This window comes from Streptomyces flavofungini, from assembly GCF_041028215.1.
In the GTDB taxonomy this organism is placed as follows: Bacteria; Actinomycetota; Actinomycetes; order Streptomycetales; family Streptomycetaceae; genus Streptomyces; species Streptomyces flavofungini_B.
Window position 1 is genome coordinate 1 of record NZ_JASKYR010000175.1, and the last position, 11,717, is coordinate 11,717.

Annotated in this window: 15 protein-coding genes; 9 read left to right on the plus strand and 6 right to left on the minus strand. The window is 71.5% G+C overall.

Annotated elements, in window-relative coordinates; translation table 11 throughout:
• The first annotated feature begins 75 nt into the window (after positions 1-75).
• Together AB8Z36_RS14675 and hutH are read left to right on the plus strand one after the other, a co-directional pair.
• On the plus strand, positions 76-948 hold the full coding sequence (locus AB8Z36_RS14675; RefSeq protein WP_369213724.1) for a hypothetical protein: 873 nt from the start codon (positions 76-78) through the stop codon (positions 946-948).
• A 73-nt stretch (positions 949-1,021) separates the two neighbouring features.
• A complete protein-coding gene (hutH, locus tag AB8Z36_RS14680) occupies positions 1,022-2,560 on the plus strand; it encodes a histidine ammonia-lyase (protein ID WP_440581920.1) in 1,539 nt (512 codons plus the stop codon).
• A 37-nt stretch (positions 2,561-2,597) separates the two neighbouring features.
• Here hutH and AB8Z36_RS14685 read toward each other — a convergent pair whose 3' ends face one another.
• Positions 2,598-2,921, minus strand: coding sequence for an LPXTG cell wall anchor domain-containing protein (locus tag AB8Z36_RS14685; RefSeq protein ID WP_369213725.1), 324 nt, complete (start codon positions 2,919-2,921; stop codon positions 2,598-2,600).
• 110 nt (positions 2,922-3,031) lie between these two features.
• Here AB8Z36_RS14685 and AB8Z36_RS14690 point away from each other — a divergent pair, with 110 nt between their 5' ends.
• Positions 3,032-3,364: a hypothetical protein gene (locus tag AB8Z36_RS14690; RefSeq protein WP_369213726.1), complete on the plus strand. Its 333-nt coding sequence runs from the start codon at positions 3,032-3,034 to the stop codon at positions 3,362-3,364.
• A 320-nt stretch (positions 3,365-3,684) separates the two neighbouring features.
• Positions 3,685-4,944: a L,D-transpeptidase gene (locus tag AB8Z36_RS14695; protein WP_369213727.1), complete on the plus strand. Its 1,260-nt coding sequence runs from the start codon at positions 3,685-3,687 to the stop codon at positions 4,942-4,944.
• Positions 4,945-5,179: 235 nt separating this feature from the next.
• Here the strand turns inward: AB8Z36_RS14695 and AB8Z36_RS14700 are convergent, their stop codons facing one another.
• On the minus strand, positions 5,180-5,584 hold the full coding sequence (locus tag AB8Z36_RS14700; RefSeq protein WP_369213728.1) for a YybH family protein: 405 nt from the start codon (positions 5,582-5,584) through the stop codon (positions 5,180-5,182).
• A 68-nt stretch (positions 5,585-5,652) separates the two neighbouring features.
• On the opposite strand from AB8Z36_RS14700, the gene AB8Z36_RS14705 reads away from it, so the two are divergent.
• Genes AB8Z36_RS14705 through AB8Z36_RS14715 form a run of 3 tightly spaced genes read left to right on the plus strand, consistent with a single transcriptional unit; the run spans position 5,653 to position 7,296 of the window.
• Entirely contained in the window at positions 5,653-6,042 is a 390-nt protein-coding gene (locus AB8Z36_RS14705; RefSeq protein WP_369213729.1) for a winged helix-turn-helix transcriptional regulator, read from the plus strand.
• A gap of 9 nt (positions 6,043-6,051) precedes the next feature.
• On the plus strand, positions 6,052-6,483 hold the full coding sequence (locus AB8Z36_RS14710; protein WP_369213730.1) for an ASCH domain-containing protein: 432 nt from the start codon (positions 6,052-6,054) through the stop codon (positions 6,481-6,483).
• A 6-nt stretch (positions 6,484-6,489) separates the two neighbouring features.
• Positions 6,490-7,296: an alpha/beta fold hydrolase gene (locus AB8Z36_RS14715; protein ID WP_369213731.1), complete on the plus strand. Its 807-nt coding sequence runs from the start codon at positions 6,490-6,492 to the stop codon at positions 7,294-7,296.
• On the opposite strand, the gene AB8Z36_RS14720 is transcribed toward AB8Z36_RS14715, so the two are convergent.
• Together AB8Z36_RS14720 and AB8Z36_RS14725 are read right to left on the minus strand one after the other, a co-directional pair.
• Positions 7,278-7,664, minus strand: a complete 387-nt coding sequence (locus AB8Z36_RS14720; protein ID WP_369213732.1) for a VOC family protein — start codon at positions 7,662-7,664, stop codon at positions 7,278-7,280. The two genes, AB8Z36_RS14715 and AB8Z36_RS14720, sit on opposite strands and share 19 nt — an antisense overlap.
• A 158-nt stretch (positions 7,665-7,822) precedes the next feature.
• Entirely contained in the window at positions 7,823-8,875 is a 1,053-nt protein-coding gene (locus AB8Z36_RS14725; RefSeq protein ID WP_369213733.1) for an NAD(P)-dependent alcohol dehydrogenase, read from the minus strand.
• Between the two features lie 117 nt (positions 8,876-8,992).
• Between AB8Z36_RS14725 and AB8Z36_RS14730 the strand changes: the two genes are divergently transcribed.
• Together AB8Z36_RS14730 and AB8Z36_RS14735 are read left to right on the plus strand one after the other, a co-directional pair.
• The gene (locus AB8Z36_RS14730; RefSeq protein WP_369213734.1) at positions 8,993-9,913 is read left to right on the plus strand and encodes a helix-turn-helix domain-containing protein; all 921 of its coding nucleotides are present in this window, start codon (positions 8,993-8,995) and stop codon (positions 9,911-9,913) included.
• 124 nt (positions 9,914-10,037) lie between these two features.
• Positions 10,038-10,445, plus strand: coding sequence for a helix-turn-helix domain-containing protein (locus AB8Z36_RS14735; protein ID WP_369213735.1), 408 nt, complete (start codon positions 10,038-10,040; stop codon positions 10,443-10,445).
• 11 nt (positions 10,446-10,456) lie between these two features.
• Here the strand turns inward: AB8Z36_RS14735 and AB8Z36_RS14740 are convergent, their stop codons facing one another.
• Both AB8Z36_RS14740 and AB8Z36_RS14745 read right to left on the minus strand, forming a co-directional pair.
• A complete protein-coding gene (locus AB8Z36_RS14740) occupies positions 10,457-11,065 on the minus strand; it encodes a ClpP family protease (RefSeq protein WP_369213736.1) in 609 nt (202 codons plus the stop codon).
• A gap of 20 nt (positions 11,066-11,085) precedes the next feature.
• Positions 11,086-11,709: a ClpP family protease gene (locus tag AB8Z36_RS14745; RefSeq protein WP_369213738.1), complete on the minus strand. Its 624-nt coding sequence runs from the start codon at positions 11,707-11,709 to the stop codon at positions 11,086-11,088.
• Positions 11,710-11,717 lie beyond the last annotated feature (8 nt).

An 11,717-nucleotide genomic window follows, 5' to 3' on the forward strand; every position in this document is an offset into this window, starting at 1 on the left:
CGCCCCGTTCCCTGCGGGGTGCCGCCGCGCGCCCGCTGAACCTCGCCCGCCGGTACGGCACCCCGAACCGCCCCGGTGCGATCGAGGACCGCACGGTCAGCGCCCTCCAGTCCGGCCGCACCCTGCTGGGGCTCGGCGCGACCGTCTGGTGCGGGCTKGTGTGCCGCCGCGCGCCCGCTGAACCTCGCCCGCCGGTACGGCACCCCGAACCGCCCCGGTGCGATCGAGGACCGCACGGTCAGCGCCCTCCAGTCCGGCCGCACCCTGCTGGGGCTCGGCGCGACCGTCTGGCTCGTCTTCGCCTATCCGCTGCGCCAGGGGCGCGAGGAGTTCGTCCTCGGCAAGGTCGAGGACCTGGTGGTCGCCGCCGGGTTCGCGGTCGTCGCGATCCTCGTCGCCGCCACGTTCTTCATCGGCCTCGCCGACGCCTCGCTCCGTCCCGTCTACCTGCGCCGCGCCACTCAGCCCCTCGGCACACTGCTCGCCCTGGCGATGGGCGCGGGCGCGGTCTGGCTCTGCTGGTACGTGCTGCGCGAGGGACTCGGGCTCACCGACAACCAGGGCTCCTTCGCGCTGGTCCTCTCTTACTACCTGATCTCCATCGCCGCCGGTCTCGCCGCCTTCGTCGGCGTCCTGGTGGGCCTCGTCTACACGATCGCCCTGCTGGTGTACGCCGTGAACAGCTGCTTCCGCGCCGGTGCCATCCATGAGCTGCTCCCGCCGGTCCTCTCGCCGCTGCTGTTGTGGGGCCTCGCGTTCCTCCAGTTGTCCGACGACGCGGTGGTGGTGGCGGCGCCGCCCGCCGTGCTCTACGCGTTCATGCTCGGCGCGCCGGTCTCGGTGACCGCGCTCTCCGGCTGGGAGATCCACCGGCTGCGTACGCGGTACGGGCTGACGTTCCGCGGGGCGCTCGGGCGCGGCCGGGCCGGTGTGCGGCACGGGTGGTAAGTGGTCCCGCCGCGCCCCACCCGTGACACCCGGCGATTCAGTCCGTACGCTGCTGAATATGGATATGCACAGCGTGGGCACCGTGGCCCTTGGGACGTCCGGGACGACCGCGGCGGACGTCATCGCCGTCGCGCGCGGCAACGCGCGGATCGAACTGACCGACGAGGCACTGACCGCCCTTGCCGCCGCGCGCGAGATCGTCGACGCGCTCGCGGCCAAGCCCGAGCCGGTCTACGGCGTCTCGACCGGGTTCGGCGCCCTTGCCAGCCGTCACATCGGCCCCGACCTGCGGGCCCAGCTCCAGCGCAACATCGTCCGCTCGCACGCCGCGGGCATGGGCCCGCGGGTGGAGCGCGAGGTGGTGCGCGCGCTGATGTTCCTGCGCCTGAAGACGGTCTGCTCGGGCCACACGGGCGTGCGGCCCGAGGTCGCGCGGACCATGGCGGACGTCCTGAACGCCGGGATCACGCCGGTCGTCCACGAGTACGGCTCCCTCGGCTGCTCCGGCGACCTCGCCCCGCTGAGCCACTGCGCGCTCGCGCTGATGGGCGAGGGGGACGCCGAGGGGCCCGACGGCGAGGTGCGGCCCGCGGGCGAGCTGCTCGCCGCGCACGGCGTCACGCCGGTCGAGCTGCGCGAGAAGGAGGGCCTCGCCCTGCTCAACGGCACGGACGGCATGCTCGGCATGCTGCTCATGGCCCTCGCCGACCTCGACACCCTCTACAGGTCCGCGGACGTCACGGCCGCCCTGACGCTGGAGGCGCTGCTCGGCACGGACAAGGTCCTCGCGCCCGAGCTGCACGCGATCCGGCCGCACCCGGGCCAGGCTGCGTCCGCCGCCAACATGCTGAAGGTCCTCGCCGGTTCGGGTCTCACGGGCCACCACCAGGACGACGCGCCGCGCGTCCAGGACGCCTACTCCGTGCGGTGCGCCCCGCAGGTCGCGGGCGCGGGCCGGGACACCATGGCGCACGCGCGGCTCGTCGCCGAGCGCGAGCTGGCCGCCGCCGTCGACAACCCCGTCGTCCTGCCCGACGGCCGTGTCGAGTCCAACGGCAACTTCCACGGCGCCCCCGTCGCCTACGTCCTCGACTTCCTCGCCGTCGCGGCCGCCGACCTCGGCTCGATCGCGGAGCGCCGTACGGACCGGCTCCTCGACAAGAACCGCTCGCACGGCCTGCCGCCGTTCCTCGCGGACGACGCGGGCGTCGACTCCGGCCTGATGATCGCCCAGTACACGCAGGCGGCCCTGGTCAGCGAGCTGAAGCGGCTCGCGGTCCCGGCGTCGGCGGACTCCATCCCGTCCTCCGCGATGCAGGAGGACCATGTGTCCATGGGCTGGTCGGCGGCGCGCAAGCTCCGTACGGCGGTCGACAACCTCACCCGCGTCGTCGCCATCGAGCTCTACGCCGCCACGCGCGCCGTCGAACTCCGTGCGGACCTGACCCCGGCGCCCGCGACCCGCGAGGTCATCACCGCGCTCCGCAAGGCGGGCGTGCAGGGTCCCGGGCCGGATCGTTTCCTCGCCCCCGACCTGGCGGGGGCGGACGCCTTCGTCCGTACGGGAGCCCTGCTCGCCGCGGTGGAGCCGGTCACGGGCCCGCTGGCCTGAGCACGGTCCACCGCGGGACGGCGGGCGGGGGCGGACTTCAGGCGGCCGGTGACGGGCCCCGGTGAGCCACCCCGCCCGCCGTCCGCTCTCTGCGGACCGAGAACGCCACGAAGCCCGCGCCGAGGCCGAGGAAGGCGGTGCCGCCGATCACGTACGGCGTCGTGTCGAAGCCGCCCGTGTCGGCCAGGCGGCCGGTGGAACCGTGGGCGGCGGGTGCGGACGCCGACTGCTGCTCGGCATGTCTGACCTGCGGGGCGTCACCGGAAGAAGGGGACGTGGCGTTCGCGGAGGGAACGAACCACAGGGCGCCGAGGAGGGCTCCGGCGGCGGTGGCGGTCAGCAACGATCGGCGTGCGGACACGGAATCGGATCCCCCTTGTGGTGCTGGCGAATTGGCCGTGTGGGGCGATGGTAGTGAAAGGCGCGGGTCGCGGGAAAGTCGCGGGGTGAACGGGCCTTACGCTCCCTCGTATGACTGGAGACGAGACATCACGGTTTGTACGGCTGCGCGTCGAAATGGTGGTCGAGGTCGGTGACACGGAGAAGCTGACCGGCGCCGCGCTGGCCCGCATCGCGGAGGACGAGCAGATGCCGGCGGAGGAGCGGGCCCACGCGGAGTCCGCGGTGCGGGGCGACGAGGCGGAGGCGCTCGCCTACCTCGTGGACCCGTTCGACCTGGTCAGCCAGGTCCCCGGGGTCGAGCTGACCCAGGCGTCGTGGAGCAGCGAGACGATCGACTACGACCCCGACGCACCGGACTGGGAGCGCGACGAGGACGGCGCCGACGACGACGCGCTGGTCTGACCGTTCGGCGGACGCCCACCGGATCGATGGACGCCCACCGGATTGAGGAATCCGGAATCGGGGACCCCGGACAGCAACCGCTGTCCGGGGTTCCGTCGTCCCTGAGGGCGTCCGTCGTGCACAAGGGGCGGTTGGCTCCCCGGCCCCCACAGGGTGCACAGTGGGCACGGTCGGCCAGGGGCGGACGGGTCCAGCACCCGGAACGTGGTGTTCCCCACATTCCGCGCGGTAGTGGAACGGGACGAACCGGGCAGGACGTTATGCGGGTCTACGGGGACTCTCGGTGTGTTCGGGATTCGGCAACTATGGAGATGTGTGTGATGACGGACAGTAGGCGCCGCACGGCGGGGCGCGGACGCAAGGGCCTCGCGGCCGTGTCCGCTCTCGTGGGCGGTGTGCTCGTGCTCTCGGCATGCAGCGACGACGGCGACAAGGCCTCCGGCGGCAAGGAGTCGCAGAACCAGGTCGACGAGGCGGCGGCCAAGAAGACGTCGGTCGCCCAGATCAGGATCGCGCCGAAGAACGGCTCCGACAACGCCAGCATCAACAGCGCGGCGGCGGTCACCGTCAGCAAGGGCACCCTCACCGATGTGTCCATGAAGACCGCCGACGGCACCGCCGTGGCCGGTCAGATATCTCCCGACAAGAAGAGCTGGAAGCCCGGCAAGCAGCTTGAGCGGGCCACGAAGTACGAGATCACGGCGACCGCCACGGACTCCGAGGGCCGCAAGGCGCACGAGAACTCGACGTTCACGACCGTCTCGCAGGCCAACAGCTTCATCGGGAACTTCACGCCCGAGGACGGCTCCACGGTCGGCGTCGGCATGCCGGTCTCCATCAACTTCGACAAGGGCATCACGAACAAGAAGGCCGTCCAGTCCGCGGTCAAGGTCTCCTCCACCAGCGGCCAGGAGATCTCCGGCCACTGGTTCGGCAACAACCGCCTGGACTTCCGCCCCGAGGAGTACTGGAAGGGCAACTCCACGGTCACCCTGAAGCTGGACCTCGACGGTGTCGAGGGCGCCGACGGTGTCTACGGCGTGCAGCAGAAGACCGTCCAGTTCAAGATCGGGCGCAACCAGGTCTCCATCGTCGACGCCAAGACCAAGACGATGAAGGTGACGCGGGACGGCAAGGTCGTGAAGACCATCCCGATCTCCGCCGGGTCGCCCGAGAACAAGACGTACAACGGCAAGATGGTGATCTCCGAGAAGTTCAAGGAGACCCGCATGGACGGCGCCACCGTGGGCTTCAAGGACGGCGACGGCAAGGGCGAGTACGACATCAAGGACGTGCCGCACGCCATGCGCCTGTCGAGCTCGGGCACCTTCATCCACGGCAACTACTGGGGCTCGCCGTCCATCTTCGGCAGCGCCAACACCAGCCACGGCTGCATCGGCCTCCAGGACGCCAAGGGCGCGGGCGACAAGAGCAAGCCCGGCTCCTGGTTCTACGAGAACTCCATCACCGGTGACGTCGTCGACGTCCGCAACACCGGCGACAAGGTCATCGCCCCGGACAACGGCCTCAACGGCTGGAACATGGACTGGGCCCAGTGGAAGGCCGGCTCCGCCGTCTGACCCACCGGCCCCCGGCCCGTCCCGTACGCGTGGCCCGCACCCCGACCCGGGTGCGGGCCACCGCCATGTCCACCCGGCAGCACCAGCAGCTCAGGAGCTGGAGCAGCAGACGGGGACCGGCCCCGACGGATGGCCGCTCACAAGATCACGGACAAGAGGGGGAACAAGTCGACGGTCTCGATCCACAACGCGTACTACGGCAAGTAGGACGCGTCGGGACCGTCCTGCCGCCGCGCTAGCGCGGCGTGGAACCGGGCGGCGCGGCGCCGAAGGGACTGTCGATCACATAGCGCCAGAACCCGTCGGCACCGCGCCGTGCCACGTCCGTGGCGGTCGCGCGCACCTCGCCGGCGCCGATCTCCCAGTCCACGATCAGCAGCGCGAGGTCCCCGGCGACATGCACCTGCCGGGGCGTCACGGTGATCGGCAGGCCGAGGGCGAGGAAGGGCGCGTTGGCGGCGGCGATCTCCGCGTCGCCGTGCACGGCGTCCCCGGTGGCGGGTACGAAGGCGGCCCGCTCCTCGTACAGTTCGCGTACGGCCTCGGCATCACCGCTGTTGAACCGCGCGGCGAACGCGGCGGGGACGGGGGGGGGGGGGGGGGGGGGGGGGGGGGGGGGGGGGGGGGGGGTCTTCGGCACGGGTGGGCAGGGACGGGGCCGTCGGGGGAGCGCTCATCGTCATACGGGGGACAGTAGGAGGACGTCTCGTGACTCACCGAACGGTAAGCGGCGGCGCGCGCCCGGCGCCGGGGCTCCCGGACGACGCGAAGGCGCGGGTCACCTCCCCGCACCCGGAGTGCCCCGTGGAGATCACACTCGCCGCCCTGCGCGGCCGCTGGACGACGCTCCTGGTCCGCGAACTGCTGCGGCACGGGCACCGCACGTACACCGAACTGTCCGCCGCGCTGCCCCGGCTCTCGGCGAAGGTCCTGGCCGACCGGCTCGCACACCTGCACGACGCGGGCGTCGTCCACCGCACCCGCACCCCGGGCTGGCCCGCGACCGTCACCTACGTCCTGACCCCGCGCGGGCGCGAGCTCGGCCCCGTACTCCAGGCACTCTGGGACTGGGGAGCCGCGAGGGACGACGGTGACTAGGGTGACCCCATGACCACAGAGTCCTCGCTTCCCACAGCCGAGTTCGCCTTTCCCGGGCCGCTGCGCGATCAGCTCGTGGCGGCGATCCTGGACGGCTCCAAGACATCGACGACCGGCCTCGTCGTCGGCTACGAACGCGAGGGGGAGCCCCTGCCCGAGGTCGGCGAGCGGTCCGTCGTCGTGGACTCCGGTGACCGGCCGGTGGCCGTCATCGAGGTCACGGAGGTGCGGGTGGTGCCGCTGGCCGACGTGGATCTGGCGCACGCCGTGGACGAGGGCGAGGGCTACACCACCGTGGCGCAGTGGCGGGCCGGGCACGAGGAGTTCTGGCACGGGGCCGAGATGCGGGACGCGCTCGGCGACCCCGGGTTCACCGTGGACGACGGCACCGGAGTCGTCCTGGAGCGCTTCCGCCTCGTCGCCGACCTCCGGAAGGCGTGAGCGGGCGTGCCCCTCGCCACGGCGGCCGACGGTACGGCGATCCACTACCTGACGCACGGCTCCGGCGATCCGCTGGTGCTGCTCAGCGGGCAGTCCAACGACCACCACTGGTGGGACCCCGTACGGGACGCCTTCGCCGCGCGCTTCACCACCGTCGTCATCGACCACCGGGGCACCGGCGGGAGCGGCCGCCCCGACACCGACACGTACAGCACACCGGGGTTCGCCCGTGACGTGGTCGCGGTCCTCGACCACGCGGGCATCGGGCGCGCACACGTCTACGGGACGTCGATGGGCGGCCGGATCGCGCAGTTCCTCGCCGCCGACCACCCGGACCGCGTCGGTCGGCTCGTCCTCGGGTGCACCTCGCCCGGCGGCCCGCACGCCGTCGAGCGCGGCCCCGCCGTCCGCGCGGCCCTGGGCCAGGCCGATCCGGACGCCGTGCGCCGCGCTCTGCTCGAACTGATGTACACCCCGGGGTGGCTCGCCGAGCAGGAGCGGCTCAGGCCCGGCCGGGAGTACCACACGCTGGGCGACCCCACGATGCCCGCGTACGCGCGCCGCCGCCATCTGCGGGCCAGCAACCGCCACGACGCGTGGGACGCGCTGCCCCGCGTCAAGGCGCCGACCCTCGTCGTGCACGGCACGGACGACACGTTCAACCCGGCCGCCAACGTCCCGCTGCTCGCCGGGCGCATCCCGGACGCCAGGACGTTCCTCGTCCCCGGCGCCCGGCACGCCTACTTCGAGGAGTTCGCGGACGTGGCCACCGAGCCGGTGCTCGCCTTCCTGGCTCAGCCGCCGCTGCCGTAGGGCCTGGTGAGGATCTCCAGGTTGTGGCCGTCGGGGTCCTCCCAGTACACGCCCCGGCCGCCGTCATTGGTGTTGATCTCGTTCACGCGCTGGTGGTACGGGTCGGCCCAGTAGGGCAGCGCGCGCTCCTTGATGCGCCCGAAGATCGCGTCGAACTCGTCCTCGGACACCAGGAACGCGTAGTGCTGCGGAACGAGGGGCCGGTCGCCGTTGTCGGCGAAGTCGAGCGTGACCCCGTTCGCGATCTCCACCGGGATGAACGGACCGAACTGCGGGCTCACCTTCAGCCCCAGTATGTCCGCGAGAAACTGTGCCGAGGCCTCTTTGTCCGCCGCCGCGACGATCGTGTGGTTCAACTCGATGGACATCGTCTGATCTCCTCGTCCGTCTGACTCGACTGCCTGTCGTGCACTGACGGAACGACGCTATGCCGGGCGGGCGACGGCACACATCGGTCGCCGGTCCTGATCCGCGAAGCCTTGCGGACCAGGACCGGCGACCGAGACGCGTTCAAGCCACACGGGCCTCAGATCGTCGCGGCGTCGATCACGAAGCGGTACCGCACATCGCTGGCGAGGACCCGCTCGTACGCCTCGTTGATCTGCTCGGCGCGGATCAGCTCGATCTCGGAGCCGAGGCCGTGCTCGGCGCAGAAGTCCAGCATCTCCTGGGTCTCGGCGATGCCACCGATCATGGAGCCCGCCAGGGTCTTGCCACCGGCGATCACGGAGAAGAGGTTCAGCGAGACCGGCTCCTCGGGGGCGCCGACGTTGACGAAGGCACCCTCGGAGCGCAGCAGGCCCAGGTACTTGTCCAGCGGCAGCGGTGCCGAGACCGTCGAAAGGATCATGTCGAAGGAGCCCGCGAGCTGCTCGAACGTGGCGTCGTCGCTGGTCGCGTAGTAGTGCTCGGCGCCCAGGCGCAGGCCGTCGTCCTTCTTGCGCAGGGACTGCGAGAGGACGGTCACCTCGGCGCCGAGGGCGTGCGCGATCTTGACGGCCATGTGGCCGAGACCGCCGAGGCCCACCACGGCGACCTTCTTGCCGGGACCGGCGGCGAAGCGCTTGAGCGGGGAGTACGTGGTGATGCCCGCGCAGAGCAGCGGCGCGGCCACGTCGAGCGAGATCCCCTCGGGGATGCGGAGGGTGAACGCCTGGTCCACGACGATGTGCGTGGAGTAGCCGCCGTACGTCGGCTCGCCCTGGTGGTCGAGCGCGTTGTACGTCTGGATGTTGCCCCGCACGCAGTACTGCTCCAGCCCCGCCCGGCAGTTCTCGCACGCGCGGCAGGAGTCGACCATGCAGCCGACACCCACCCGGTCGCCGACGGAGAACTTGGTGACACCCGGACCGACCTCGGCCACGACACCGGCGATCTCGTGGCCGGGAACCATCGGGAAGATGCCCTCGCCCCAGCCGTCACGGGCCTGGTGGATGTCGGAGTGGCAGATCCCGGCGTACTTGATGTCGATCAGCACGTCGAACTCGCCGACGGCGCGGCGCGGCACGGTGGTCCGCTCCAGGGGCGCGTCGGCGGCGGGAGCGGCGTATGCGGAAACGGTGGTGATCTGCTGAGTCATGCCTTCGAGGCTGCCAGTCAGGGACAGACCCACCCAGCCACCCGTTCCGCCTACGTCCAGCGGTCCTACCACTGACGGGGACAGCCTCAGCGGCGTACGACCCGGGATACTGGAAACATGGACGAGACGCACGAAACGGAGGCAGGCGTCGGTGGCCCGGCAGGGGCCGCGACGCTGGACGGGCGGGCCGAGCTCAGTGAGTTTCTGCGCACCCGCAGGGCCCGGCTTCAGCCCGCGGACGTCGGTCTGCCCGACTACGGACGGCACCGCCGCGTGCCGGGCCTGCGCCGCGAGGAGCTGGCACAGCTCGCCGGGGTCTCCGTCGCGTACTACACCCGCCTTGAGCAGGGCAACGGCCGCAACGTCTCCACCGAGGTCCTCGACTCCATCGCGCGCGCCCTGCGCCTCACGGACGCCGAGCACTCCCACCTCACGCGGCTCGCGAAGCCGAAGGCGGTGAAGAAGAAGCGGGCGGCGCGCCCGCAGCACATGCGGCCCGCCCTCCAGCAGCTCCTGGACTCCATGGACGGCGTGCCCGCGTACGTCTTCGGCCGCCGCTCGGACATCCTCGGCTGGAACGCGCTCGCGGCGGCCCTCTTCGGCGACTGGGGCGAGCTGCCTCCGGAGCAGCGCAACTGGGCGCGGATCTGCTTCCTCGACGCGCGCTCGCGCGAGTTCTTCCTCGACTGGGACCAGAAGGCCTCCGACATCGTCGGCTACCTCCGCATGGACGCGGGCTGCTACCCGAACGACCCCCGGCTCTCCGCCCTCGTCGGTGAACTCTCCGTCAAGAGCGAGGACTTCAGGCGCCTCTGGGCCACGCACGACGTGCGCGAGAAGGGGCACGGCGTCAAGCGCATGCGCCACTCGCTGGTCGGCGAGCTGACCCTGTCGTTCGAGACGCTGCGGCTGCCGGACGACTGCGACCAGTCACTGATCATGTACCACGCGGAGCCGGACTCCGCGTCGGCGCAGGCGCTGCGGCTGCTGGCGAGCTGGGGCCGGGACGCGTCGTCGGTGGGCTCGACGACGACGTAGCGGGGCGTGCGGCGGGCCTCCGCCGTGTCACGTCATCTGCCGCACCGGGTACGGGATTTCGCGTGGGGCGGAACGTCTCGTGCTGCCCGTCGGGCGGGTCGCCTCCTAGGCTGGGACGGTGACCATGAGCAGCGAAGCGAACGGCCGAGACCAAGCCCGCGTCATCCCTCTGCGCCCGCCCGCGGCACCGACCGCGCCCGCCGGGTCCGCCGACGCCAGGGAGCCTCTCTGGCGGGACGTCGTGGGGGACGTGCTGCGCCGTGAGCGCCTCGCGCAGGAGCGCACCCTCAAGGACGTGGCCGACGCGGCCCGTATCTCCATGCCGTACCTCTCCGAGGTGGAGCGCGGCCGCAAGGAAGCCTCCTCCGAGGTCCTCGCGGCCGCGGCCCACGCACTCGGGCTGCGCCTGACCGACGTGCTCTCCCTGGCCCAGACCCGGCTGACCGCCTCCCCGCGTACGCGGCCTGCCGGGACGCCGTACGGGACGTCGCACCGAGCGTCCTACCAGGGCCAGGTCCGGCTGGCCGCCTGAGACGGCGCTCGCTAGGCGGCCACCGGCAGGGTCCGCCTGCTGAGCACCTGGTCGGCGAGGCCGTACGCGACGGCCTCCTGCGCGGTGAGGAACTTGTCGCGGTCCATGTCGGCGCGGAGCGTGGCGACGTCGTGGTGCGTGTGCCGCGCGAGGACCTCCTCCACCTGGGAACGGATGCGCAGCATCTCCTTGGCCTGCAATTGCAGGTCGGAGACGGTCCCCTGCTGGCCCCGGCTCGCGGGCTGCCCGAGCAGCACGCGCGCGTGGTCGAGCACGAACCGGCGGCCCGGGTCGCCCCCGGCGAGGAGCACGGCGGCGGTGGACGCCGCCTGGCCCACGCAGAAGGTGGAGATGGGGGCGGAGATGAAGCTCATGGTGTCGTAGATGGCCATGAGCGAGGTGAAGGAACCGCCCGGCGAGTTGATGTAGAGGGCGACTTCGCGGTCGGGGGCGGAGGACTCCAGGTGGAGCAATTGGGCGATGACGACGTTGGCGACGCCGTCGTCGATCTCCGTGCCGAGGAAGATGATCCGCTCGGAGAGCAGCCTGCTGTAGACGTCGTAGGAGCGCTCGCCCTGCGGGGTGCGCTCGACGACGGTGGGAATCGTGTACTGACCCATGACGATGTGTCCTCTCCCGCTCAGATGCCGAGGCCGATGCGCCGCTTCGACCCGGCGGGCCGTACGTCTTCCAGGGACTCGACCACGTGGTCGACCATCCCGTACTCCTTGGCCTGCTCGGCGGTGAACCACCGGTCGCGGTCGCCGTCCCGCGAGATCGTCTCCGGACTCTGGCCGGTGTGCTCGGCGGTGATCCGCTCGATGGCCTGCTTGGTGAAGTCCAGGTTCTCGGCCTGGATGGCGATGTCGGCGGTGGTCCCGCCGATCCCGGCCGACGGCTGGTGCATCATGATCCGCGCGTTGGGCAGGGCGAACCGCTTGCCCCGGGTGCCGACGCTGAGCAGGAACTGGCCCATGCTGGCGGCGAACCCCATGGCCAGCGTGGCCACGTCGTTCGGGATGAGCCGCATGGTGTCGTAGATGGCGAGGCCCGCGCTGACGGACCCGCCGGGGCTGTTGATGTACAGGCTGATGTCGGTCTTGGGGTCCTCGGCCGAGAGCAGCAGCATCTGCGCGCAGACGCGGTTGGCCGACACGTCGTCGACCTGGGTGCCGAGGAACACGATGCGCTGATTGAGGAGTTGCGCGGCAAGGTGGTCATCGAACCGTGAGGGCACGGTGTCTTCGTCCGCCCCCCGAGGCAGCCCCGCCC